This is a genomic window from Nocardia neocaledoniensis, from assembly GCF_029868625.1.
GTDB lineage: Bacteria > Actinomycetota > Actinomycetes > Mycobacteriales > Mycobacteriaceae > Nocardia > Nocardia neocaledoniensis_A.
In genome coordinates, this window is record NZ_JARWOJ010000177.1 from 23,434 (window position 1) to 48,786 (window position 25,353).

The following is a 25,353-nucleotide window of genomic DNA, read 5'->3' on the forward strand; positions in this document are numbered from 1 at the left end:
ATCACGGGTTGAACCACGGCGACCTCCTCCAGGCGAACGGCTCACCCCACCGTACGTGCCCACGCACGACGTACGCGCCGATCAGGGAATCGGCCGGTCCGTGGGCAGGTTCACGAAACTCGGCGCGGCCGGATCCAGCCGGACGTGCTGGGGCGCCAGCTCGGTGGCGTTGAGCATCGGCCGGAACGGCAGCGCCTTGGGCGCGTTGCCCGCGTAGACATCGATCCGCAGTCGGTGCCCCGGCGCCAGCACCGCCTGGGTCGGGATGACCGCCACGTCCAGGTCGGTCGGCGCGCCCGGCTCCACCGGGAGCAGGCGGTCGACGGTCAGCGGATTGAACGGGGCGGTGAGGTCGCCGTTGACCGAGCGCGCGCTGCGCCGTTCGTCGATGGCGCGCATCGAGGAGGTCAGCTGACCCGTGGTGAGCACCGTCGACGTGCCGTCCGGGGCGACATCGTTGACGGTGACGTTCCAGAATCCGTCGGCCGTGTCGTGGACGGTGTTGAGCCGCACATTGATCGGGCCCGAGATCACCGTCTGCTCGGTGATCGGCGCACTGGTGAAGGTGAGCGCGTTGCGCTCGGCGATCCGGGAGTCCTTGGCGCAGATGTCGAGCGCCGCGGTCATGCCGGCCGAGCCCTGCGCCGCGTCCCGCGAGCAGATGGTGCTCAGACCCGGTGCGACGGTGAGGTTCTCGACGGCAGTCGGGCCGGTGGCGCTCAGCGATCCGTCGTGGCGGCTGTCCTCGGTGCTGCCGCTCGGCGCCGCCGAGAGGTAGACCCGCCGGTGCGTCACGCCGGGCATCGGGAACTCGGGCAGCGTCACCCAGCTGCCGCCCTGCTGTTTCACGGTCACCGGCCCGAAGGATTCGATACCGCTGTCGATGTCCTTGAGCCACTTGTCGAACCAGGCGCGCTGCAGCACGTCCAGCCGCGGCGGCGCGCCCGGAACACCCGTTCCCGCACCGGGATTCGCGTGATAGGTGTCGCCGACGACGAGTTGTTTGCGGCCGGCGGGCAGCGGGATCTGCTCGTACAGTTTGGTCGCGCTGTTGGCGAAGATGTCGTGCCAGCCGCCGTAGACGAAGGTCGGCACGGTCACCTGCTCGGGGTGCCCCATGATCGCCTCGCGGAAGGCCGAGGTGTCGTCGAGGGCGCCGTCGAGGGCCGAGGGCATCTCGTCCAGGGACGGCGTGAGCAGCGACTGCGCGAGCAGATCGAAGTTGGTGGTCGGATCGGCGAGCCGGTCGTGGAACCAGGTCCAGTCGAAGCTGCCGTCGGCCATCGACGCGACATCGGGGACGAGCTTGAGCTGGTTCACCGAGTTCAGCCACAGCGGCAGGAACGTGGTCCCGACGCCGCCGCCGGGCGCGACCACGTCGCGCATCAGGTCGCTGCCCGGTTCCACCGGGAAGATCGCCTGCAGCGGGGCGGGCGCGTTCTCCGCGGCGCGCAGCTGGTTGATCCCGGAGTAGGAGCCCCCGCTCATCCCGATCCGCCCGTTCGACCACGGCTGGTGCGCGGCCCATTCGATCACCTCGCGGGTGTCGAGCTGCTCCCTGGCGCCGAGGGTGTCCCACTTGCCCTGCGACAGACCGGTTCCGCGCACATCGGCGACGACGACGGTGTAGCCGCTGCTGATGAGCTTGCGGTCGACGCCGAGCATGGTCTGGATCATGCCGCCGTCGAGGGCCTGCATCAGATCGCCGAACCCGCTGATCGGCGTGGTCGACAGATTGAGCCTGCGCACGATGTCGACGGCGGTGGCCTGCAGACCGGGCACCGCCGCGGCCGACTCGATCAGGCCGGTCATCAGTTTCGAGTAGGGCGTGAGGCTGACGATCGTCGGCAGCGGTCGCGTCTCGATCACGCCCGCCGCGTCGGCGGGACGGTAGACATCGGCCTTGAGCACGACGCCGTCGCTCATGGCGATCTCGACGCCGCGCTCCACCCGGACCTCCGGGTAGGCGCCGGGTCCGTCGTGTTGCGCGGTCCAGCGCGCGGCGGGCGTCTCCGGCGCTTGACCCGCCGCCGGACCACCACCACACCCCAGCACGACTATCAGCGCGAGCATCGTCACCGCCATCCGGACGAACCCGCGTTCCGAACCTCTACCCGCCATTGTGTCGCTCCCCGACCGGTTCGTCTGCACCGTTTGACCTGAAGCACCGCAGGATCAGCGCGGAAACTGTAACAGCGCTAACGACCGCACGCCGTCAGCCTCGGCCCGCTCGGACTGTCGCAGTGACTACGCGTTGTTCCAGTTCAGCGGCCTGCGGGTCGGGCGCGAACGCCCGCGCGGTGTCGGTGGCTGGTGGTTGACTGAGCCCATGCCGGAGCGGTTCCGGCCGGTTTCCCATCCCATCGCCGAGGAGGACGTTCGACATGCCGACACGTGACGAAGCCTGGCCGCAGGGCACGCCCTGCTGGATCGACTGTCAGGTCGACGACACCGCAGCCGCCCGTGATTTCTACAGCGCCCTGTTCGGCTGGACCGTTCAGGACGGGCCCGCCGACGCCGGTGGGTACCTGATGGCGACGCTCGAGGGCCGACCGGCCGCGGGCATCGGCCCCAAACCCGACAACATGCGGATGATGCCGTCCACCTGGACCACCTACTTCGCCGCCGAGCGCGCCGACGAGATCGCGGAGAAGGTGAGCGAGGCGGGCGGGCAGGTGTTCATGCCGCCGTTCGACGTGCTCGATGTCGGGCGCATGTTCATCGGGGCCGACCCCACCGGCGGGGTATTCGGCGTCTGGGAAGCCAAGGCCCATACGGGTGCCGGGATCTTCAATCAGCCCGGCGCCTACTGCTGGAACGAGCTGCACACCAGCGGCTACGAGCAGGCCCACGACTTCTACCGTGCCGTGTTCGGCTGGAGCTACACCGAGATCGGCGACGGCGAGAACTTCACCTACTCCACCTTCAAGCTGCCCAGCGGCGGCGAGGAGGTCGGCGGAATGATGGACGCCTCCGCCCTGAGCACGCCGACCTCTTGGCTCACCTGGATCCAGGTCGACGACACCGACGGCGCGCTGGCCAAGGCCACCGAACTCGGCGCGTCGGTGATCATGGGCCCCGACGACAGCCCGTTCGGCCGCATGGGCATTCTGCAGGCGCCGCAGGGCGAGGTCTTCGGCATCATCGATCCGGCCAAGGCCGTGGGCGAGGTGCCCACCGGGTCCTGATCTCCGCGGGGCGGCACGCGCCGGTGCGAGGGCTCCGGCGCGTGCGACACCTATGGCGTGACGATGGCGAAGTCCGGGTCCGGCTTGTCGATCAGGGCGGGCAGCTTCGCGAGCGCGGTGGCATCGCCGTCGATGACGATGGCGCCGTCGGCCACCTCCTTCTTCAGGTCGCCGCGTCCCAGCAGGGCCCGGATCAGTACCGCGCGAGTGAGGGTGAGCGTCGCGTCCGGCGCGGGCAGCCGGTCGCCGGGGAACCGGTCGTGGTGCACGAGCACACCGTTGCGCAGTTCCACGCGGTGGACCCGGTCGCGTTCGTCGCTGATCCGCCAGTCCGTGCTCATCCGCACCTCCCAGGCCTTGGGACCGTCGAGGCGCAGCGCCATCGCGTCGAACACCTGCTCCACGCTCAGCGCCGCCGCCAGGGAGGCGGAGTTCGCCGTGGTCGGCGTGCCGAACGGGCCGTGGCGCAGTTCGTGCGCGCCGCTGAGGTAGAAATTGCGCCAGGTGGCGTTCTCCGCGCCGTAGGCCAGCTGTTCGAAAGCGCTGGCCTGCAAGGCTTTCGCGGTCTCGTTGGCCGGGTCGTCGAAGATCACGTAGTTCACCAGTTGCACGACCCACCGGTAGTCGGCGTCGTCGTAGGCCCGCTGCGCCTGCTGCAGCGCGGCGGCGGCCCCGCCCATGGCGGCGACGTGGCGACGGGCGTTCTCGACCGGAGGATGCTCCCACAGGTGGGCGGGATTCCCGTCGAACCAGCCCATGTACCGCTGGTAGACGGCCTTGACGTTGTGACTGACCGAGCCGTAGTAGCCGCGCGTCGACCACGACCGCGTGAGTGCGGGCGGCATGGTGATCATCTCGGCGATCTCGGCGCCGACGTACCCCTGGTTCAGCAGCCGCAGGGTCTGGTCGTGGAGATAGGCGTACATGTCGCGCTGGAGCCCGAGGAACTCCACGATCCGCTCGGTGCCCCAGATCGGCCAGTGATGGGAGGAGAACACCAGATCCGACACGCGTCCGTAGCGATTGATCGATTCGGTGAGGTACTTCGCCCACACGTGCGGATCGCGGACGAGCGCGCCGCGCAGCGTGACGATGTTGTGCATGGTGTGGGTGGCGTTCTCGGCCATGCACAGAATGCGGCGGTCGGGGAAGTAGAAGTTCATCTCCGAGGGCGCCTCGGTGCCGGGGGTGAGCTGGAAGACCATGCGCACCCCGTCGACGATCTCCTCCTGATCGGTGCGGGTGACGTGCACGGTCGGCGGGACGAGGCTGATCGTTCCGGTCGAGGTGGTCTGCCCGAGCCCGGCGCTGACCTGGCCCTTCGGGCCACGCGGCAGGGCGGCGCCGTACATGTAGGCAGAGCGGCGCGCCATCGCGGTGCCGGTGTAGACGTTCTCGGCGACGGCGTGCTCGAGGAACCCGGACGGCGCGATCACCGGGCAGCGGCCTGCGGCCACGTCCTGCGGGGTGATCACGCCGTAGCTGCCACCGAAATGGTCGACGTGGGAATGCGAATAGATCAGGCCCGTCACCGGCCGGTCGCCGCGGTGCTCGCGGTAGAGGGCGAGCCCGGCCGCCGCGGTTTCCGCCGAGATGAGCGGGTCGATGACGATCACCCCGGTGTCGCCCTCGATCAGGGTCATGTTCGACAGATCGAGGCCGCGGATCTGATAGAAGCCCGGCGCGATCTCGTAGAGGCCCTGCTTCACCGCGAGCTGGGCCTGCCGCCACAGGCTCGGATTCACCGACTGCGGACAGGATCCGGCGAGGAAGTCGTAGGACTCGTTGTCCCACACCACCTTTCCCGACGCGTCGGTGACGGTGCCCGGTTCGAGGGAGGCGATCCAGCCGCGATCGGCGTCGGCGAAGTCGGCGGTGTCGCCGAAGGGCAATGTGTCGGCAAGCGCGCGATGGGCCTCGGCGATGGCCTCGGTCGGGTCGGTCTGCGTCGTCGACGGCGAGATACCGGCCGCCTCGTCGGCGCATCCGGTCGCGGTCAAGCCGACGGCGACCGCGGCGGCGGCACCCGCCCCGACCCCGAGCAGTCCCCGCCGCGACACCGCGAACCGGTCCCCGTGCGCACCATCCACCACTGCACAACCTCATTCAGACGATCATCGGCCGCCGTCACCGGCGGTGCGACCCGCGTCGCTATTGCAGCATAACTGCAATAGCGTGGTTAGGTCCGAGCAATCGGCAGAGCGGCCAGCTGGATCTCGAGCAGCAGCCGATCGTCCGGGTCGGCCAGGTCGAGCCCGAGGACGGCTTCGGCGCGGCGCAGCCGGTAGCGAAGCGTGTTCGGATGCACGCGCAGCGCCGTGGCGGCCGCGCTCACCTCGCCGTTCGCCCGCAGATACGCGCCTACCGACGTGCGCAATTCCGTCGAGTGCTCCCGGTCGTAGGCATCGAGCGCGGCAACGCGGGGGTCGTGCAGTTCCGGACGGTCCCGGATCAGCCCGATGATCTCGGCCAGCAGCACCGCCGTGCGCGCCTCGGCCAGGGTGCTGACGCGGTCACCGCCGGTCGCCGGACTGTCCAGCACGCGGTCGACCTCCGCGCGGGCCCCGGCCACCGCGGTCAGTCCCGCCACCGGGGCGGCCACGGCGGCGCGCACGACCAGCCCGCGCGCCTGCTCCAACTGGGTCACCAGGCGCCGCACCCACGAACCGACGGCCCGCTCGGAGTGATAGGCGGGCAGCAGCACGTAGACCCGGTCACCGATCGCCTCGGTCACCGAGTCCTCGCGAAAAGCACTGGCGTGCAGGCGGATCAGCCCGCTCGATGCGGCCAGCTCGGCGACCGGACCGAGCGCCGCGATGCCGATCACGGCCGCGGGCCCGGCGCTGGGCAGGTGCAGCGCGGCGGCCACCGACGGTACGTCGACACCCTCGCCGTGCGCGCCGAACAGCCGACGCACCAGCAGCGCCTCCGTCGACGGCGCGTCCAGGCTGCGGGCGATGATCCGCGCGGCCACCGCCGAGGCGCCGCGCAGGACCTCGGCGGCGTCGGGCCGCAGCGGCCGGTCGCCCTGCTGCAGCCAGATGGTGCCGAGCATGCGGGCCGGTGTCCCCCGGCGGATGCCGACGACGAGCCTGCGGCGGATGTCGAGTTCGGGATGTTCGGGGACGTCGACGACCTCGTCGCCACCGCGGACCCGGTCGAACACGCCCCAGTCGCGCAGGATCCGCAGATAGTCGGCCGGGCCCTCGCGCCCCAGGATGGACCGGATGCGCAGCTGGTCGGCGGAGGCGTCGGAGGCCGAGTAGGCCAGCACGTGGGACTGCGGGTCCTCGATGGAGACCATGCCCCCGGTTTCCCTGGCGACGACCTGAGCCAGCCCGAACAGGTCGGTATCGGCCGCGAGCAGGTCGGGCTCGTCGTCGGTGGCGCGCAGGCCGGGCGGGCGGGTCAGCATCCGGCGCACCAGCCCGAACACCTGATCCCACCGTGCCTGCCGGTGCACATGGACCAGCGCGATGCCCGCCTCGGCGGCCGCCGCGCGGACCTCGGGAGAGTCGTTGGCGCCCTTGGTCATCAGGACGCGCGGCCGGTGCTCGGGCTCGCGCGCGGCGACCGCGCGGAGCCAGCCCGCGGTGGCCAGGGCGTCGACTCCGGCGAGCAGGTACACCTGCGGCAGCGGACCGGAGGTCTCGAGCTGCTCGGGGAGATCGGCGGGTTCGGCCAGCGCGACCGTACGCACCGCGACCGCCGGCCCCGCCGGTGCGTCGACCAGGGTCGCGACCGTGTGGTCGAGCGCGGCGAGCAGTTCGCCGAGCGTGGTGGCCGCCTCCGGCATGCCGCCCTCCTTTGTCCGATCGGACGAACATTCGACTGGTTCTTCATCCGATCAGACGATTATGACCGCCCAGTACCGGTGTTGACTACGTCACATCCCGCCACCCACAGACGCAGGAGCCGCCGTCATGGACGCCATCGCGACCACCCCGCCGCCGGTCAACGAGCCGGTCGGCACCTTCGCCCCGGGAACCCCCGAACGCACCCGGCTGCGCACCGCGCTCGCCGACCTGTCGGCGACGCCGACCGAGATCCACCACGTGATCGGCGGCCGCCACCGGCGCGGCGACGGTCCCCGCTTCGATGTGGTGCAGCCGCACCGCCATGCCGCGGTGCTGGGCACCCTGCACGACGCGAGCACCACCGAGGCCGCGGCGGCGGTCGAGGCGGCCACCGCCGCGGCACCGGCCTGGCGGGCCATGTCCTTCGACGACCGCGCCGCGATCTTCCTGCGCGCGGCCGACCTGCTCGCCGGACCGTGGCGGGCGACCCTCGCCGCGGCGACCATGCTCGGGCAGTCCAAGTCCGCCTATCAGGCCGAGATCGACGCACCGTGCGAGCTGGTCGATTTCTGGCGCTTCAATGTCTCCTTCGCCCGCCAGATCCTGGCCGAGCAGCCGATCTCCTCTCCCGGCGTGTGGAACCGGATGCAGTACCGGTCGCTCGAGGGTTTCGTCTACGCGGTGACCCCGTTCAACTTCACCGCGATCGCGGGCAATCTGCCCACCGCGCCCGCGCTGATGGGCAACACGGTCGTGTGGAAACCGGCCAGGACCCAGGCCGTCGCGGCCTATCTGACGATGCGACTGCTCGAGGCAGCCGGATTGCCGCCCGGAGTGATCAACCTCGTGCACGGTCCAGGCCCGGAGATCTCCGAGGTGGTGCTGGGCGATCCGCGCCTGGCCGGTGTGCATTTCACCGGCTCCACCGCCACCTTCCAGCACCTGTGGCGCGAGGTCGCGCGCCGTCTGGACAGCTATCGCGGCTATCCCCGGCTGGTCGGCGAGACCGGCGGTAAGGATTTCGTGCTCGCGCACCCCTCGGCCGACCCGGCGGTGCTCACCACCGCGCTGCTGCGCGGCGCGTTCGACTACCAGGGCCAGAAGTGTTCGGCGGCCTCGCGGGCGTTCATCCCGCGCTCGGTGTGGGCACGGATGTCGGAGGATCTGATCGGGAAGACCGCCGAATTGCGCTACGGCGATGTCACCGACCTCACCAATTTCGGTGGGGCCCTGATCGATCGGCGCGCGTTCGAGCGCAATACGGCCGCGCTGGAGCGGGCCAAGGCCACCCAGGGGCTGACCGTGGTCGCCGGCGGGCACGGCGACGACAGCGTCGGTTGGTTCGTCGAGCCCACCATCGTCGTCGGCGACGATCCCGCCGACGAGGTCTTCCGCACCGAGTACTTCGGCCCGATCCTGGCGGTGCACGTCTACGACGACAGCGGCCCCACCGGCTTCGACGACGCCATGGACCTCGTCGACCGCGGCAGCGCCTACGGGCTGACCGGCTCGATCATCGCCGAGGACCGGACCGCGATCACCGCGGCGACCGAGCGACTCACCTTCGCGGCGGGCAACTTCTACATCAACGACAAGCCGTCCGGCGCGGTGGTCGGCCAGCAGCCCTTCGGCGGCGCCCGCGCCTCGGGCACCAACGACAAGGCCGGGTCCGCGCAGAACCTGCTGCGCTGGACCTCCGCGCGCACGATCAAGGAGACCTTCACCCCACCCACCGAGCACCGCTATCCCCATCAGGCACCCGAGACGGAGGTCCGGTGATGTCGACCCTGCTGCGTTCGCCGCTGCTCGCGGCCGCCCGCTCACCGCGGCTCGAGCGCGCGATCACCCGGCTGCCCGTCAGCAGGTCGGTGGTGTCGCGGTTCGTCGCGGGCACCACCACCGCCGACGCGGTGCGCGCGGCCGAGACCCTGCTGCGCTCCGGCCGTTTCGTGAGCGTCGACTATCTCGGCGAGGACACCACCGACCTGGCCACGGCCGAGGCGACCGTGGCGCAGTACCGCGAGCTGATCGCCGCGCTCGGCCGGCTCTCGCGGGCCGAAGTGGCGCCGGGCGCCGTTCGGCCGCTGGAGGTCTCGGTGAAACTGTCCGCCCTCGGACAGGCGCTCCCGGGTGACGGGCACGCGATCGCCCGCGAGCACGCCCGCCAGATCTGCGCCGCCGCGGAAGCCGCGGGCGTCTGGGTCACTGTCGACGCCGAGGACCACACCACCACCGACTCGACGCTGGCGATCGTGCGGGAACTGCGCGTGGACTACCCGTGGCTGGGCACCGTCCTGCAGGCCTACCTGCGCCGCACCGAGGACGACTGCCGCGCCCTGGCCGGGCCGGGATCGCGAATCCGGTTGTGCAAGGGCGCCTACGACGAGCCGGCGGCGGTCGCGTTCCGGGACCGCGCCGAGGTCGACGCCTCGTATCTGCGCTGCCTGGCGATCCTCACCGCCGGATCCGGATATCCGATGATCGCCTCGCACGATCCGGCGGTGCTCGCGGCCGCGGGTGTGGCCGTGGTGTCGGCGCAACGCAAGACCGAGGAGTACGAGTACCAGATGCTGTTCGGCATCCGCGCCGACGAACAGCAGCGACTCGCCGACGCGGGAAACCATGTCCGCGTGTACATCCCCTACGGTGAGCAGTGGTACGGGTATTTCATGCGCAGGCTGGCCGAACGGCCCGCCAACCTCGGGTTCTTCCTGCGCGCACTCGCCGGTGGGCGCTGAACAATATTCACTCTCGGTGCCCGCGGTCGAACGATGGCGGTGTACTCGGGTGCGTGCATCGCGCAGCGGCGATGCGTGCCGACGGAAGGAACGCGAATGTCATTCGCAGAGTTGCGCGCCCAGATGATGCGCCGCAAACCGCTCGTCGAGGTGGAGGACGAGATTCCGAGCGATGAACGGCTCGCCAAATCGCTCGGCCTGTGGCAGCTCACCGCCATCGGCGTCGGCGGCATCATCGGCGCGGGGATCTTCACCCTCGCCGGGTCGGTCGCCCATTCGGTGACCGGGCCGGCGGTGCTGCTGTCGTTCCTCATCGCCGGTGTGGCCAGCGCCGCGGCGGCGCTGTGTTACGCCGAATTCGCCGGCATGGTCCCGAAGGCGGGCTCGGCCTACACCTACGGCTACGTCTCGCTCGGCGAGCTGGCGGGCTGGTTCATCGGCTGGGATCTGCTGCTCGAGTACATCGCGGTGGCGGCGGTGGTCGCGATCGGGGTGTCCGGGTATTTCGGGTTCCTGCTCGACCAGGTCGGCCTGACGCTGCCGGAGTGGATGCTCGGCGCGCCCGACACCGGCGAGGGGCGGGTCATCGACCTGTTCGCCGTGCTGTTCTGCCTCGGCACCGCGTGGATCCTCTCGCGGGGCATCGGCAGTGTCGGCCGGTTCGAGACGGTCGCGGTCGGGATCAAGGTCGCGCTGGTGGTGCTGATCGTGGCGCTCGGGGTGTTCCACATCGACAGCGCCAACTACGACCCGTACTTCCCGTTCGGCGCGGGCGCGGTCTGGACGGGCGCGGCCACGGTGTTCTTCGCGGTCTTCGGCTACGACGCGATGAGCACCGCGGCCGAGGAATCCGTCGACGGGCGCAAACACCTGCCCAAGGCGATCATCTATTCGCTGGCCATCGCGATGGTGCTGTACGTGCTGGCCACGCTGGTGCTCACCGGCATGCAGAAATACACCGAGATCAGCCCGACCAGCGGCTTCTCCACCGCGTTCGAAGCGGTCGGGATGCCGGGCGTCGCCAACATCATCGCGATCGGCGCGATCGTCGGCATCATCACCGTGGTGCTGACGTTCATGCTCGGCGTCACCCGAGTCTGGTTCGCGATGAGCCGAGACGGGCTGCTGCCGGAGTGGTTCGCCAAGACCCACCCCACCCGCAAGGTGCCGACCCGGGTCACCTGGATCGTCGGTATCGGCGCGGCGATCCTGGCCGGCGTGCTGCCCATCAACACCGTCGCCGAGCTCACCAACATCGGCATCCTGATGGCCTTCATCGTGGTCTGTGTCGCGGTGATCGTGTTGCGCCGCACCAGGCCCGACGCACCGCGCTCCTTCCGGCTGCCGCTCATGCCGGTGATCCCGCTGATCGGCATCGGCTTCTCCGCCTACCTCATCTACTCGCTGCCGTGGCAGACCTGGCTGCGGTTCCTGGCCTGGCTGGTGGTGGGCCTGATCGTGTATTTCGGTTACTCCCGCACCCATTCGGTGATGAACCGGACGGCGCCCCAGCCGAGCGAGTAGACCGGTCCCGCCCGGTCTGTGCTGTGATGGGGCGATGAGATCAGGGCACGGGACCGACGCGGCGGACGAGCAGCAGGCACGTCCGCCGCGGCGGCGCCGCGATCCGGAGAAGACCAGGGAAGCCATCATCGACGGGCTGCTCGCCGCGATCACCGACGGTGATTTCGCGCCGACCGCCCGCACGATCGCCGCGCGGGCAGGGGCTTCCGAACGCAGTGTCTTCGTGCACTTTCCCGATCGCGAGGCCCTGCTGATCGCCGCCGTCGAGCGGCAGTCCGAGATGGTCGAGGCGTGTCTGGTCGAGCCCGATCCCGCGTTGCCGCTGGCCGAACGGATCGCGCTCGCGGCGCGCCAGAGCGGCGCGATCTTCGACCTGCAGCGCACACCCCGGCTGCCCGGTCTGCAGGAATCGCGCACGGTCGCCGCCATCGACGCGCGGATGCGCCGCACCGACGACCGCATCCGCGCGACACTGGCCGCGCTGTTCGCCCCCGAACTCGGCGGCGACGACGAACTGCTCGACCTGGTCGACGGCGCGCTGGCCTGGCCCGCGCGGCACCATCTGCAGGACCGGCGCGGCCTGTCCGGCGAGGCGGCCACGGCCGCGCTCGAGCGGGCGCTGCGGCTGCTACTCGCTCAGCGCTGACTCCGTCGGCACCAGGACGCGTTTGAGGATCTTGCCGGTCTCCCCGCGGGGCAGGGCGTTGAGGAAGGTGACATCGCGCGGGACGGAGAAGCGGCTGAGCCGGTTGCGGATGTAGGTGCGCACCATGTCCGAATCCAGACCCGCCCCTTCGCGTTTCACCACGAACGCGGCCAGTCGCTGGCCGAACTCGCGATCGGGGACGCCGACGACGGCCACCTCGGAGATCTGCGGCAGATGCGCCAGCGCCTCCTCCACCGGCCGCGGGAAGACGTTCTCGCCGCCGGAGATGATCATCTCGTCGTCGCGGCCCGCCACGAACAACCGGCCCGCGGCGTCCAGGTAGCCGAGATCGCCGGTGTCGAGCATGCCGTCGGCCTCCTCCGGCGGCGCCGCGTTGACGTAGCCGTCGAAGAGCATGTGATTGGCCACGAAGATGTGCCCGGTGACGCCGACCGGCACCGGTCGCAGGTCGGGGCCGAGCACGGCCACCCTGGTCCCCAGCGGCGGGCGGCCCGCGGTGGTCGGTGAGACACGCAGGTCGGCGGGGGTGGCGACGCTGGCCCATGACACTTCGGTGGACCCGTACACGTTGTAGAGCACGTCGCCGAAGGAGTCGAGGAAGCGCAGCACGGTGGCGCCCGCCAGCGGCGCGCCGCAGCTGACGACGTGGCGCAGGCTGGACAGGTCGATGTCCGCGCGCACCGCCTCGGGCACGTCGAGCAGGCGCTCGACCATGGTGGGCACCACGATCAGGGTGGTGATCCGGTGCCGGGCGATGGCACGCAGACAGTCGAGCGCGTCGAAACCGTCGCTCAGCACGACGGTGGCGCGCAGCGCGGTGCTCAGCTGCAATCCGGCCAGACCCCAGGTGTGGAACAGCGGCGCCGGGATGAGCATCACCTCCTCCACCCGCAGCGGGATCCGGGACAGCAGCGCGGCGATGGTGCCGAAACCCTTGGCGTGCGGGCGGCGCGCGCCCTTCGGTGACCCGCTCGTGCCGGAGGTCAACACGATCAGCCGGCCGGGATGCGCGGGCACCGGGAAGTCGGTGGCCGCCGCCGCGATCATGCCCGCGATCGTGGTGCGTTCGGGATCGGGCGGCTCGGCGTCGGTGGTGATGCGGGGCACCGCGCTGTGCAGGTAGCGGATCAGCGTCTCCAGCCGCCCGTCGACGTAGACCGCGCTGAGCCGGTGGCGCTGCACGATCTCCTCGATCCGCCGACCGGACAGCCCGGCGTTGAGCAGGGCCACGTCGACGCCGAGTTTGCCCGCCGCGACCATGGTTTCGACCATTCCTGCGTGGTTGCGCGCCAGCAGGCCGATGGCATCACCGGCGCGCAGGCCCTGCGCGTACATCGCCGCCGCCAGCGCGGTGGAGTCGGCGTCGATGTCGGCGAAGGTGCGCGTGCCGTGCGGGTCGATCAGCGCGAGCCGGTCCGGGGCGTGGGCGGCGCCCGCGGCATAGCCGCCGGCGAGGTTGAACCCCCACTTGGTCAGCGAGCGCAGCTGGCGCACCATCGACCGCGGTTCGGCGCGCACCAGTCCGGTGGCGGCGATGCTGCGCGCCACCCCGGCGTTGCGGCGCAGCGGCGAGCGTTCGGCGTTGATCACCACCGAGGAGCGGGTGCCCGCGATGACATCGGCGGTGCGGCGCAACCCCGCCTTGACCCAGTCGGTGACCGCGGAATTGCCGCACTCGGCGAGGGCGGGGTGCACGTTGGCGGCGGCGAAGAGGGTGATGTCGAGCCGGGTGCGCCGCTCGTCCCCACGCAGCCGGACCGCCACGAAGCTGCCCAGGGCCGAACAGCGCAGTTCGAAACTCTCGTACCAGCGCCCGATCTCCAGGATGAAATCGTGGTTCTCGATTCCGGCCGCGGCCGATCCGATCCGCACCTGCCAGAGGACCGCGCCGTCGGGTCCCTCCACCTGTTCGCAACTGCCGATGCCGGTGAACATCCGTGGATAGCTCTGCGGATCCAGCAGCACATTCCACAGGGCTTGCCGCGCGATGGTGAAATCCGCGGTGACATCGATGACGTCGGTGACCAAACTCCGTGCTCTTCCCGTCGACCTGTTCGACCAGCTCGGTCGGGCTCGTCACGCTACCTCGCCGTGCCGCTCCACGATCAAGAATCGGACAAAACCGGTGGTTTGGGACGGGTTCCACCGGAATTTGGTTCGTGCGCCATACCCCGCGATGTTGCCGATGTGAAACTGTCCAACTCCTTGCACCCCGCCGGGGGATGCCGAAGTATTGCCAGCAGTACCAACCCGATCTGCAGGAAGTCGCCGCGACGCGGCACGACGAGCGAAGAGGTGGGACATGACAGCGAGCTGGCCGGGTAGTTCGATGAATTCCTTCGACGACATCTTCCAGCGATTCTTCGGGCCGGGGATGTCGGCGAAACCGCCGGTGCAACGGATCGACCTGGGCAGACTCATGACCGACAACGCCAAGGCGCTGATCGCCACGGCGCGCGAGGCCGCCCAGGAGTGGGGAAATCCGGAGATCACCCCGGAGCATCTGCTCTACGCGGCCACGGAAGCCGAGCCGGGCCGCAGCATCGTGGCCGAGCTCAGCCTCGACCCCGACCAGGTTGCCGAACAGATGCAGGACCATCTCGACACCGGCGCGCCCAGTGCGGACGAGCTGTCCGACATCACACTCAGCCCCGCCACGAAGATGGCGTTGCGCGCTGCCCAGCGCCAGGCCGCGCAGGCGGGCAGCAGCTACATCGGCCCCGAACACATTCTGCTCGGTATCGCGTCGGCCCCGGACAGCGTCGCCGCCCAGGCGCTGATGGCCGGCATCGCGGCCACCCAGAGCGGCAACTCCTCCGGCCCGGCGACCCCGGGCGCGGCCGCGCCGGCCAAGCGGCAGCGCAAGTCGGACACGCCGACGCTGGACGAGTACGGCCGCGATCTCACCGCCGAGGCCCGCGAAGGGCTGGTCGACCCGGTCGTCGGCCGGGCCGAGGAGATCGAGCAGACCATCGAGATCCTCTCGCGGCGGCGCAAGAACAATCCGGTGCTCATCGGCGATCCCGGCGTCGGGAAGACCGCCATCGTCGAGGGGCTCGCGCAGCGCATCGTCAACGACGACGTGCCCGCCACACTCGCCGACCGGCGGGTCATCGCGCTCGACATCGGCTCGCTGGTGGCGGGCAGCAAGTATCGCGGGGAGTTCGAGGAGCGGCTGACCAAGATCCTCGACGAGGTGCGCGCCCACAAGGACGAGCAGATCGTGTTCATCGACGAGTTGCACACCATCGTCGGCGCCGGGGGCGGAGGCGAGGGCTCGATGGACGCGGGCAATCTGCTCAAGCCCGCGCTCGCCCGCGGCGACCTGCACGTGGTCGGCGCGACCACGATCGACGAGTACCGCAAGCACATCGAGAAGGACGCCGCGCTCGAGCGTCGCTTCCAGCCGGTGCTGGTGTCGGAACCGTCGGTCGAGGACACGATCGAGATCCTGCGCGGGCTCGCCGATGTCTACGAAGAGCATCATCAGGTGCGCTACTCCGACGAATCACTGGTGGCCGCGGCCCAGCTGTCGGATCGCTACATCACCGACCGGTTCATGCCCGACAAGGCGATCGACCTGATCGATCAGGCGGGCGCGCGGGTCCGGCTGCGATCGGGCACCCCCGACCCGGAGGCCAAGGCCAGGGGCGAGGAGATCGCGCGGCTGTACCGGGAGAAGGACGCCGCCGTCAACAACGAGGACTACGAGAAGGCCACCGCGCTCAAGGCCGAGATCGCGGCCAAGGAGGAGGAATTCGAGGAGTCCGGTGAGCTTGCGGCCGAGCCCGAGGTCGACGTGCTCGCCATCGCCGAGGTCATCTCGCGGCAGACCGGCATTCCGGTCGCCGACCTGACGGCCGAGGAGAAGCAGCGCCTGCTCGCGCTCGAGGACGTGCTGCACAAACGCGTCATCGGACAGGACGAGGCCATCGTCGCGGTGGCCGAGGCGGTGCGCCGCGCGCGGGCCGGGCTCAAGGATCCGAACCGGCCGATCGGCTCGTTCCTGTTCCTCGGCCCCACCGGCGTCGGCAAGACCGAACTGGCGAAGGCGCTGGCGGAGGCGGTGTTCGGCGACGAGGACCGGCTGATCCGGTTCGACATGAGCGAGTTCCAGGAGAAGCACACGGTCTCCCGGCTCGTCGGCGCGCCGCCCGGATACGTCGGCTACGACGATGCCGCCCAGCTCACCGACAAGGTGCGCAGGCAGCCGTACTCGGTGATCCTGTTCGACGAGGTGGAGAAGGCGCACCCGGACGTGTTCAACGTGCTGTTGCAGCTGCTCGACGACGGCCGGGTCACCGATTCCAAGGGCCGCACCGTCGATTTCAAGAACACGATCGTCATCATGACCTCCAACATCGGCTCGGATCTGATCCTGGCCGCGCCCGAAGGCGACCTGGATGCGGTCGTGCCCCAGCTGGAAGAGCGCCTGCGCCAGCACTTCCGGCCGGAATTCCTCAACCGCATCGACGAGCAGATCGTGTTCCACCGCCTCGACAAGACGCAGCTGGAGCGGATCGTGAACCTGATCCTGGACAAGACCCGCCGCCTGCTGGCCGCCCAGGACATCGAGCTCGACATCAGCGACTCCGCGGTGGACTGGCTGGGCGAGCGCGGGTTCCAGCCCGAGTTCGGCGCCAGGCCGTTGCGGCGCACGGTGCAGCGTGAACTCGACAACCGGGTGTCGCGGCTGCTGCTCGACGGCGGGCTGGAACCGGGGGCGACGGTCCGGGTCGACACCGCCGACGACGATCTGGTCGTCACCGCGGTCGCGCCGACCGGCGGCAAAGCCGACACCAACGGCGCGGCGCCGAAATCGGTGAAGAAGCAGACCAAGAAGAAGGGCGAGGACAAGAAGGTCGCGGCGAAGAAGTAGCGCCACGACGACGATGGCCCGGTTCCGCCGAACCGGGCCATCGCGGTGTTGTCTCAGCCGCCGGTGACCACGCAGGACTCCCCGAACCGGTAGCCACGGCCGACATGGACGTCGGCGCCGCGGCCCACTCCGCCCTGCAGCGCGGCGAGGGTGTGCGTGCCGGTGCTCGCGGGCACCCAGGTCAGGTCGGCGATGCCGTCGGTCGGGGTGACCACCGCCAGCAGCGTGCCGTTGTCGTAGAACGAGACGGGCTCGATGCCGACGCTGAGCCGGGCCACCAGGTGATGGGTGCACCCGGTGCCGTAATTGGTTGCGCTCCCGACGCTGAGGCCGGGATCGACGGTCAGCTGCGAGACCGCCGCACCGGCCGAGGGGGAACCGAGGGTCACGGCCAGCAACGCTGTCCCGGCGGCCGCGACGGCGAAGGCGAATTTCCGGTCACTCATATCTCACGTCCTTGTGCTGCGGGGGCCGGCCGAACGCGAGGCCGGCGAGTCGACCCCCATCCTCACCCCATCGCGGGACCGATGTCGGGAGAACACACGAACGAATCGCTACGCCGGGGACCAGAGGGCCGGCGTGTTGGGCGGGGTCCAATTCGGATCGTGGACGGTGTGAGCCTGCCTGCAGGTATAGGTCCGCCCCTGGTAGGTGACCTTGTCGCCGACGGCGTAGGTCGCGCCGTGGCGCCAGGCTGTCGACGCGGGGGCGGTGGTCGTCGTGGGGTGGTGATGGGTGGTCGTCGGCGCCGGGGTGGTGGCCGGGGGTGTGGTGGTCGGCGTGGGCGCCGTGGTGGTTGTGGGTTTCGTGGTTGTCGGTTTCGTGGTGGTCGGTCTCGGCGTGGTCGTGCCGCTACCGGAGCCGCCGATCTCCAGGTCGACACAGCTGTAGAAGGCCGCCGCGGTGTCGCCGATGTTCCAGACCGCGCGCAGTTTCTGGCGTCCCGAATAATTCGACAGATCAATGGTGTGCGTGACTTCCATCGTGGGCTGTTCGTTCCCGCCGTCGATCACCGCGATACGGGTGTCGCCGAGGAAATACTCCCAATTGAGGGTGCGGTGATTGGCGGTGTTCTTCCAGGTGAACGTCGTGCGGCCGGACACCTTCTGCGACACCCAGCCGAGACTGTCGTCGTCGAGTTCGGGATATTTGTTCGCGCTGCAATTGGTGAGGCCTTTCGGCCCTTCGACACTCTGCGGTTCGTATTTCACCGCACCGCACGGGACGAGCCCCTTGGCACATTGTTCCTGCCTGCTGGCCGGTCCGGTGACCCAGCCGTGCGCCCCGGCCTCGGCCGCGGGAGCGAGCAGACTCGCCAGGGGCGCCAAGGCCATGACACCGGCGACGGACAGAATTCGATTTCGCACTCTCAGTACTCCTTGAAATGCACTCGGATGGACGGCAGGGGCCGACATACCGTCCGGGAAAACCATTTTCGGGTGACGCTGCAGAACACTTCGATATCGAACTGTGATGGGGAACGGTAGGGCGGCCCGATGAACCCGTCAAGGAGTTCTCCGACGACGAATTCGACTACCGGCGAGTACGACGCAACAATTTGCAGCCGTCTGCGAAGTTGCGAAGCATCCGTGTTTCAACCCGACCGGTTCGATCCGCGGGCAAGCGTTCAGCTAATCCACCAGCTCACGGCCGCGCGGCCGGTTGCCGGAAAATGGCGGGAATCCCGAGTCGCGCGGCGGGCCGCGATGAGTCAGCGCACCCGCGCCCGCCTGTCGACGGGCTGCGAATGTTGCGCGGCGCCGGCGGAATTGATCCGGCGCACGCCACGACGTCACCCGCGCGGCGTGGCGGCTCGGCCACCGGTGCCGGGTGGCTCAGCGGGTGATCCGCAGCGGCAGCGCGGCGTGGCGGCGGACGAACAGGCTCGGGACCCAGCGGGGCGGGGCATCCTCGATCAGGCTGAACTGGGTGCTGCGTTCGAGCAGCAGGCCGAGAGCGGCGGTGGCTTCCAGCCGGGCCAGCGCCGAGCCGACACAGAAGTGCGCGCCCGCGCCGAAGGCCGCGTGCGCCCGGCCACGGGGGCGCGCCAGGTCGACCTGATCCGGCTCGGCGAAACGCGCGGGGTCGCGGTTGGCCGCGCCCCAGAGCAACAGCAGGTGGCTGCCCGCCGGCAGGTCGATTCCACACAACTCGGTATCGGCGACAACGTGCCGGTGGTGGCCGCGGAAGGGCGACTCCAGCCGCAACGTCTCCTCCAGGAACGCGGGCAGCAGGTCCGGACGGGCGCGCACGCGCGCTTGCAGCCGCGGGTCCTCGGCGAGCAGCCGGGCCGCCGCCGCGATCAGCCCCGCGGTCGACTCACCGCCCGCACCGATCAACTGCACCAGGATGAGCACCGCCTGCTGCTCGTCGATCCGACCGGCCGCCAGTGCCGCCGCGAGCACATCGATCAGCGCCGCGGGCGAATCCGTCGCGGCGCCCCGGGCTTTCGCAGCGCCGACGGCCTCGTGGGCGTAGTGCGCGAGTTCGGCGGCCGAGGTGATCAGCGCAGTCATCCGGCCGTCGGGCACGATGCCGCCGAGCATCTCCGTGGAGTCGTAGGCCCACCCGAGCAGGCGGGGCACATCGGCGCCGGGCAGGCCGACGAGTTCGGCGATCAGCGCCAGCGGCAGCCGATCCGCCATCCCGGTCGCCCAGTCGATCCGGTCGCCGTCGAGTTCTTCCGCCCACAGCTGTTCGGCGAGCGCGGAGACCGTCGGGCCCATGCCCCGCACCCGCTTGGCCAGCGCGGGACCGACGATGCCGCGATGCACCGCGTGCACATCGGCATCGGCAGTCGCGAGCACATGCACGGCCTGGCCGGTGGCGTCGAGGTCGAAGGTCGTCGGCGCAGCGCCGGGTCGTGCGACGAGCACGCCGGTCAGGTGTGAGGAGAAGTCGGCCGGGCGGGCGGTGGCCTCGGCGACCGCGGCCCACGTGGACACGAGGAAGAAGTCGGTGCCTGGGACCCGGTGGACCGGAACGTGCTCCCGCAGGGCGCGATAGAGCGGGTAGGGGTCATCGAGCACCGCTGGGTCGAAGGGGTCCATCGCCGCGAGTTCGGTGGTCATGGCCGCCGCCTTTCCTGGTCGGTTCGTCGGCGCTCACGGTCCCCGGCGCGAGCCGTCCCGGCAACACCTGTCTCAGTTCGAGACAGCGATGCCCACGTGAACGACCACCCGGCTGAGCGGAAAAAGGGGGCCGTGGCCATGCCGAAGTGCGCTAGACATATCTCGCGAACTGTCTCAGCACGAGAAAGAGGGGCAATGCCGTCCGATTGGCTCACCGGCGGTGACCGCGGCGCCGTCGCGGTCGACCGCATCGAACAGGCGGCTCTCGCACTGTTCCTCGAACACGGCATCGATCAGGTCACCACCGACGACATCGCCGCTGCGGCGGGCTGCTCGCGCGCGACGCTGTACCGGCACGTCGGCGGCAAGCCGCGTCTGGTGCGCGCGGTGATGGTCCGGGCGGCGGCGAGCGTCGCCGCACGCGTCGAAGCCGCCGTCGCGCGGGTGCCGCAACGGCGCAGGCCCGTCGAGGCGATCCTGGCCGCCGTCGCCGCGATTCGCGCCGACCCGGTCCTGCGGCAGTGGCTGATCCGGCACCGCTCCCCCGATACCGATGACCTGCTGGCGGGCGCACCGGAACTCGGCCGCATCGCGACCGCACTCACCCACATCGCCCCCGACGAGGCGGCCGCGGCCTGGATCGTCCGGGTGGTGTTGTCGCTGCTCACCTGGCCGCTGCCCGACGCCGCGGCCGAGCGCCTGCTGGTCGAACGGTTCGTCGGACCGGCCCTGCGCACCGCCTGACGGCGAGGTCAGGGCATCGGCAGCGGCGGGGTCTTCGGGAACTCGACCGGCAGTGCGGCCAGTGACCGGTGGAACGGTCCGGGACGCCATACCAGTTCCTCGGCGTCCACGGCGAGCCGCATTTCCGGGAGGGCGTCGAGCAACTGGTCGATCGCGTCCTGCACGATCAGGTAGGCCACCGACTTGGCGGGGCAGCCGTGTGGGCCGGCGCTCCACGCCAGGTGTGCCCGGTTGTCGACGACGTCGCGCCCGGCGATGGCGGGATCGTTGTTGCACGCCGACATGCTGATCACGACCGGTTCGTGCGCGGGCAACCAGGTGTCGTCCACCAGGATGGGCTGGCGCGGGTAGGTCATGCAGAAGTTGGCCAGCGGCGGATCGGTGAAGAGCACCTCGTCGAGGGCGTCACGGGTCGACTTGCTGCCGCCGAGCACATCGCCGGCGAAGCGCGGATCGGTGAGCATCAGCCGCAGCGTGTTGACCACGAGATTCAGCATCGGCTCGATCCCGGCGCCGTAGAGCACCAGCAGCTGATGCACCAGCTCCTCGTCGGTGAGGGCGGCCGGATGGGTCAGCAGGCGGGTGGCGACGTCGTCACCCGGCTCGCGCTGACGCAGTGTCACCAGGTCCGCCAGCGCGGTGGCGAGCAGCTCGTTGCCCGCCTCGGCGTCGTTGCCCTCGAAGATCTGCGCCATCCCGGTGGCGACGCGCTGCCCGATCTGCGGCGTGCAGCCGAGCATGGCGTTGAGCGCCTGGAACACCAGGGGAAACGCGTACTGGCTCAGCAGGTCCGCCGATCCGGTCGCGCAGAAGCTGTTGATCAGCGGGATCGCGAACCGCTCCACCGTGCTGTGCATCGCGTAGAGGTCGACCCCGGCGATCGCGGCGACATTGGCCTGCCGATACCTGGTGTGTTCGGCGCCGGTGGTGCGCAACGCGGCGGGGCGGAACTGCAGCATCGGCAGCACCGGGCAGTCCTGCGGAATGTTGCGCTGCCACATGCGCGGATCGGCCGGGAAGTGCTCGGGATCGTTGAGGATCCGCACCGCCGTGTGATAGCCGATCACGAGCGTGGCCCTGATGCCGGGCGACAACTCCACCGGTACCAGGGCGCCGAAGCGCTGCCGCATCTCGCGGTAAGCCGCCTGCGGGTCCGCGGCGAACTCGGGCGCGTACATGGGCACCCGCGCACCGACCGCGAGGTCGAGCGTCATGACACCGCCGCCGCTTCCTGCCGCTGGAACAGGTACTCCGCCAGCGTGATCAGGGCGCGCAGGCCGTGATCACGGCGCCGGGCGTCGACCGCGACCACCGGGGTCTCGGGCGCCAGGTCCAGTGCCTCGCGGACCTCCTCGAGCGGATAGCGCCGGAAACCCTCGAACTCGTTGACCGCCACCGCGTACGGCACGCCGCGCAGTTCCAGCGCGGCGAGCACGTCGTCGGCCTTCTCGATGCGCCGGGTGTCGACGAGCACCAACGCGCCGAGCGCGCCGCGCGCGAGCTCCTCCCACAGCGGCGCGAAGCGTTCCTGGCCCGGCGTGCCGAACAGGTACAGCGCCAGTTGCGGATTCAGGGTGATCCGGCCGAAGTCGAGCGCGACGGTGGTCTGCACCTTGGTGCCGAGCCCGGCCATGTCGTCGACGCCGATGCTGGCCTCGGTGATGGTCTCCTCGGTGCGCAGCGGCCGGATCTCCGACACCCCACAGACGAAGGTCGTCTTGCCGACGCCGAAATTTCCGGCGACGAGGATCTTCACCGACCGGGTCACGGTCTCGGCGACGTAATCGACCTCAGCCCGCGATGGCACGGAGACCATGCAGCACCTCCTTGATCAACGCGAGTTCCGGCTTCACCTGAGCCGGGGTGGGGCAGTGCAGATGTCCGCTGTCGAGCAGGTCGGACACGATGATCTTCACGACCGACGCGGGCAGGTCCAGATACGCCGACAGCTCGGCGATCGAGAGCGCGCCACGTCGGCTGGTCAGCGCGAGGACCCGGCGCTCGTCGGGGCGATGATCGGGGCGCGCGTCGGCGACGGCGCGGACCAGGGTCACCAGATCCAGTTCATGCGCGGCCCGAACCCGGCCGCCGGTGCGCACATACGACCTGACCAGGTCGGGATCCCGCCTGCCCCGGCTCATTACCGGCCACCGTTGCGGGGCGCGCTGCCGATCTCGTGGCCGACCCGGGAGGCCAGTTCGTTCATCCGGTGCGCGACCAGCGCGACGTCGACGTCGACCGTGGTCGCCACGCCGAGCAGGGCGCCCGCGCCCGCCGCGGTGATCATGATCATGCCCTCGTCGTACTCGGTCATGTTCTGGCGCACCGCGTTCGACGGGCCGCCGCAGAACTCGCCGAGCGCCTTGCCGAGCGAGCGGAGCCCGGAGGCCGCCGCCGCGAACCGTTCGGCGTCGTCCTTGGCGACGCCACGGGAGTGCGCGATCCGCAGTCCGTCATCGGACAGCAGCACCGCGAAACGGACGCCGGGGATCTGCAGATCCTCGAGCAGCCACGCCAATCGGTTCGTGCTATCGGCCACCGGTGTGCTCATCGGCTGTTCCTTCCGTCGTTCGCTCGGCCGCGGCGCGGCCGCTACGGGAACCGCTGTGCCAGGCAGCGGCGAGTTCCGGGCGCGGCTGCCCCGATTCGCCGGGCACCCCCGCCCGATCCGGCGCGACCGGCCTGCGGCGGCGCTTGGGTAGTCCCCCACTGGTGATCTCGTGGATCTCCGCTCCCGGTGTCTCGTTCTCGGCCGGTACCGGGACGGGCACCGGAACATGGGCGGGCGCGGCGAGTTCGGGCTCCGGCAGGCGCGGCGCGGCGCCGCTGACGAGCAGGGCCGAGGGCACATAGACCATCGCGCGCATGCCACCGAAGATGTTGGGGCCGTCCACGTGCACGGAGAACCCGTACCGGCGCGCCAGCGCCGCGATACCGGGGAACCCGACCTTGGGCGCCGGGCCGAGATCGTGGATGTCGACGGCGCGTTCGCCGCTGAGCACCTGGCGGGCGTCCTCGAGCTGCTCCGGGCTCATCCGCATGCCCGCGTCGTCGATGATGACGGTGACGCCGTGGTGCCCCTCCTGGAATCCCACCTCGACGAACGACGACGGCGGCGAATACCGCAACGCGTTGTCCAGCAGGGTGGCCAGGGTGTGCACGAGCGGTTCCACCGCGCGACTGATCACCACACGATCCGACTGCCCGGACCGCACCCGCAGGAACTCCCTGACACGTCCGGTCGCGCCGCCCGCCACGTCGGTGAGCGACTGCTGCGGCCAGCGACGGCCCGGCAACCCGCCGGAGACGATCACGTAGGACTGCGCCTGGCGGATCATCTGCTGCACGGTGTGGTCGATGCGGGTCAGCGTCTCGTAGATCGCGTCGTCGCGGTGCTCGCGCAGGGCGGCGCTGACCACCTGGCCGAGGTCGGTGCCGAGGCTGACCACCGAGGTGCCGAACGAGCGCACCGCGGCGCTGGTCGCGGCCCGCGAGGACGCCGCCACCTCGGCCTTGGCCGCCTCTTCGGCGGCCTGCACCTCGGCGAGGCGGCGTTGCTCGCCGTAGCGCTCGACCATGGCCCTGGTTTCCTCGGTGACCGTGCGCAGGTCCTCGGCGTGGCCGGTGGCGATGTGCTGCAGCGCCTCGGCGACGCGCGAGTCCCGCAGTTCCACGGGCACATCCACCGCGACGGCGGGGATGTCGTGGCGCCGGACCGCGTCGGTGATCGCGGGCAGGGTGGTGTTCGCCAGCTGGATCAGGGCGTTCTCGCACGCGATGCGTTCGCGGATGGCCGCGTCGGCGCGGCGCCGTTGCTGGCGTTCGTTGCGCATGGCCAGGATCGTCACGGCCAGCGCGAGCAGCAACAGCGGCGCTCCGATGACGAGTAACAGCACCGCGATTCCTGAGTTCATCAGATCTTTCGTCGTCGTCGACCACACACGGCTGGGTCGGTGGGTCCCTCACCGGTCGGCCCGGGGAGGCGTGCGCACGACCGCGAGGCGGGCGCGAATATCCGATTCACATGCCCCGCTGCCTGCGACTCGCACACAGTAGCAGCACCGCGCGGACCTCGTCGTGGATCATCCTGTCCGCCATCATAATTCCGGCCCGGATGGGTTGGACCATGCACTATTCTGACGCGCCGGGCCCGGACCGCCCGTCGTGGAACCACGGGTACCGGATACCATCCGGGCGTGGCGAAACTGAAGCTCTCCGTCGATGTCCCCGTCCCGCCGGACCAGGCGTGGGCGCACGCGGCCGACCTGCCCGCACTCGGTGACTGGCTGACCATTCACGAGGCGTGGCGCGGCGAGCTGCCCGACGACCTGACCCCGGGCACCGTGCTCGTCGGGATCGCGCGCGTGAAGGGGTTCCGCAACAAGGTCACCTGGACCGTGCGCACGGCCGAACCGCCGCGCCGGCTCGCGCTGACCGGCGCCGGGATCGGCGGCACCAAGTTCGGTCTCGGCCTGCTGGTCGAGCCCGCGGGCAGCGGTTCCAAGGTGAGCGTCGACATCGATCTCGGTGGCGCGCCGCTGTTCGGGCCGATCGGATCGGCGGTGGCCAAGGCGCTGCGCGGCGACATCGAACGGTCCCTGGAGAATTTCGTCAAGCTCTACGCCTGAGCGCACGCGGAAAAGTGGGGGGGGGCGCGGGGGGGTGGGGCGGGGGGTGGGGGGGGGGGGGGGGGGGCCGGGCGGCGGCCGCGGCGGGGGCGGGGGCCGGGGGGGGGGGGGGGGGGG

Annotated in this window: 20 protein-coding genes; 8 read left to right on the forward strand and 12 right to left on the reverse strand. The window is 70.3% G+C overall.

Features of this window, described 5'->3' with window-relative positions:
• Nucleotides 1–81 precede the first annotated feature (81 nt).
• Nucleotides 82–2,121 carry a CocE/NonD family hydrolase gene (locus QH270_RS12690; RefSeq protein WP_280341268.1) on the reverse strand — a complete coding sequence of 680 codons (2,040 nt, stop codon included), beginning with the start codon at nt 2,119–2,121 and terminating at the stop codon, nt 82–84.
• A 263-nt stretch (nt 2,122–2,384) separates the two neighbouring features.
• On the opposite strand from QH270_RS12690, the gene QH270_RS12695 reads away from it, so the two are divergent.
• A complete protein-coding gene (locus tag QH270_RS12695) occupies nt 2,385–3,188 on the forward strand; it encodes a VOC family protein (protein ID WP_280341271.1) in 804 nt (267 codons plus the stop codon).
• 50 nt (nt 3,189–3,238) lie between these two features.
• On the opposite strand, the gene QH270_RS12700 is transcribed toward QH270_RS12695, so the two are convergent.
• The gene (locus tag QH270_RS12700; RefSeq protein WP_280341310.1) at nt 3,239–5,152 is read right to left on the reverse strand and encodes an alkyl/aryl-sulfatase; all 1,914 of its coding nucleotides are present in this window, start codon (nt 5,150–5,152) and stop codon (nt 3,239–3,241) included.
• A gap of 215 nt (nt 5,153–5,367) precedes the next feature.
• On the reverse strand, nt 5,368–6,984 hold the full coding sequence (locus tag QH270_RS12705) for a PucR family transcriptional regulator (protein WP_280341274.1): 1,617 nt from the start codon (nt 6,982–6,984) through the stop codon (nt 5,368–5,370).
• A 127-nt stretch (nt 6,985–7,111) separates the two neighbouring features.
• On the opposite strand from QH270_RS12705, the gene pruA reads away from it, so the two are divergent.
• From pruA to QH270_RS12725, 4 genes are all read left to right on the forward strand, one after another.
• Nucleotides 7,112–8,764, forward strand: a complete 1,653-nt coding sequence (gene pruA, locus QH270_RS12710) for an L-glutamate gamma-semialdehyde dehydrogenase (RefSeq protein WP_280341277.1) — start codon at nt 7,112–7,114, stop codon at nt 8,762–8,764.
• Nucleotides 8,764–9,723, forward strand: coding sequence for a proline dehydrogenase family protein (locus QH270_RS12715; RefSeq protein WP_280341312.1), 960 nt, complete (start codon nt 8,764–8,766; stop codon nt 9,721–9,723). Before pruA ends, QH270_RS12715 begins: the two co-directional genes overlap by 1 nt.
• Nucleotides 9,724–9,819: 96 nt before the next feature.
• Nucleotides 9,820–11,247, forward strand: a complete 1,428-nt coding sequence (locus QH270_RS12720) for an amino acid permease (protein WP_280341280.1) — start codon at nt 9,820–9,822, stop codon at nt 11,245–11,247.
• A 34-nt stretch (nt 11,248–11,281) separates the two neighbouring features.
• Nucleotides 11,282–11,893, forward strand: a complete 612-nt coding sequence (locus tag QH270_RS12725) for a TetR/AcrR family transcriptional regulator (RefSeq protein ID WP_280341283.1) — start codon at nt 11,282–11,284, stop codon at nt 11,891–11,893.
• Here QH270_RS12725 and QH270_RS12730 read toward each other — a convergent pair.
• The gene (locus QH270_RS12730; RefSeq protein ID WP_280341285.1) at nt 11,876–13,942 is read right to left on the reverse strand and encodes an AMP-binding protein; all 2,067 of its coding nucleotides are present in this window, start codon (nt 13,940–13,942) and stop codon (nt 11,876–11,878) included. The genes QH270_RS12725 and QH270_RS12730 overlap by 18 nt on opposite strands.
• A gap of 274 nt (nt 13,943–14,216) precedes the next feature.
• Here QH270_RS12730 and QH270_RS12735 point away from each other — a divergent pair, with 274 nt between their 5' ends.
• Nucleotides 14,217–16,793 carry an ATP-dependent Clp protease ATP-binding subunit gene (locus tag QH270_RS12735; protein WP_280341288.1) on the forward strand — a complete coding sequence of 859 codons (2,577 nt, stop codon included), beginning with the start codon at nt 14,217–14,219 and terminating at the stop codon, nt 16,791–16,793.
• 53 nt (nt 16,794–16,846) lie between these two features.
• On the opposite strand, the gene QH270_RS12740 is transcribed toward QH270_RS12735, so the two are convergent.
• From QH270_RS12740 to QH270_RS12750, 3 genes are all read right to left on the reverse strand, one after another.
• Complete coding sequence (locus QH270_RS12740; protein WP_280341291.1) at nt 16,847–17,239, reverse strand: hypothetical protein; 393 nt, start codon at nt 17,237–17,239, stop codon at nt 16,847–16,849.
• A 108-nt stretch (nt 17,240–17,347) separates the two neighbouring features.
• Complete coding sequence (locus QH270_RS12745; RefSeq protein ID WP_280341293.1) at nt 17,348–18,160, reverse strand: carbohydrate-binding protein; 813 nt, start codon at nt 18,158–18,160, stop codon at nt 17,348–17,350.
• Between the two features lie 468 nt (nt 18,161–18,628).
• A complete protein-coding gene (locus QH270_RS12750) occupies nt 18,629–19,864 on the reverse strand; it encodes a cytochrome P450 (protein WP_280341296.1) in 1,236 nt (411 codons plus the stop codon).
• A 195-nt stretch (nt 19,865–20,059) separates the two neighbouring features.
• Here QH270_RS12750 and QH270_RS12755 point away from each other — a divergent pair, with 195 nt between their 5' ends.
• Nucleotides 20,060–20,608: a TetR/AcrR family transcriptional regulator gene (locus tag QH270_RS12755; RefSeq protein WP_280341299.1), complete on the forward strand. Its 549-nt coding sequence runs from the start codon at nt 20,060–20,062 to the stop codon at nt 20,606–20,608.
• 8 nt (nt 20,609–20,616) lie between these two features.
• On the opposite strand, the gene QH270_RS12760 is transcribed toward QH270_RS12755, so the two are convergent.
• The 5 genes from QH270_RS12760 to QH270_RS12780 are packed head-to-tail and all read right to left on the reverse strand — an operon-like array spanning nt 20,617 to nt 24,522.
• On the reverse strand, nt 20,617–21,822 hold the full coding sequence (locus tag QH270_RS12760) for a cytochrome P450 (protein ID WP_280341301.1): 1,206 nt from the start codon (nt 21,820–21,822) through the stop codon (nt 20,617–20,619).
• Complete coding sequence (locus QH270_RS12765) at nt 21,819–22,424, reverse strand: GTP-binding protein (RefSeq protein WP_280341303.1); 606 nt, start codon at nt 22,422–22,424, stop codon at nt 21,819–21,821. Before QH270_RS12765 ends, QH270_RS12760 begins: the two co-directional genes overlap by 4 nt.
• Nucleotides 22,399–22,749, reverse strand: coding sequence for a DUF742 domain-containing protein (locus tag QH270_RS12770; protein ID WP_110038568.1), 351 nt, complete (start codon nt 22,747–22,749; stop codon nt 22,399–22,401). Before QH270_RS12770 ends, QH270_RS12765 begins: the two co-directional genes overlap by 26 nt.
• A complete protein-coding gene (locus QH270_RS12775) occupies nt 22,749–23,159 on the reverse strand; it encodes a roadblock/LC7 domain-containing protein (RefSeq protein ID WP_110038567.1) in 411 nt (136 codons plus the stop codon). Before QH270_RS12775 ends, QH270_RS12770 begins: the two co-directional genes overlap by 1 nt.
• Nucleotides 23,137–24,522 carry an ATP-binding protein gene (locus tag QH270_RS12780; RefSeq protein ID WP_280341305.1) on the reverse strand — a complete coding sequence of 462 codons (1,386 nt, stop codon included), beginning with the start codon at nt 24,520–24,522 and terminating at the stop codon, nt 23,137–23,139. The genes QH270_RS12775 and QH270_RS12780 overlap by 23 nt, the downstream gene beginning before the upstream one ends.
• 282 nt (nt 24,523–24,804) lie before the next feature.
• Here QH270_RS12780 and QH270_RS12785 point away from each other — a divergent pair, with 282 nt between their 5' ends.
• Nucleotides 24,805–25,236: a type II toxin-antitoxin system Rv0910 family toxin gene (locus QH270_RS12785; RefSeq protein ID WP_280341306.1), complete on the forward strand. Its 432-nt coding sequence runs from the start codon at nt 24,805–24,807 to the stop codon at nt 25,234–25,236.
• The last annotated feature ends 117 nt before the right edge of the window (nt 25,237–25,353 follow it).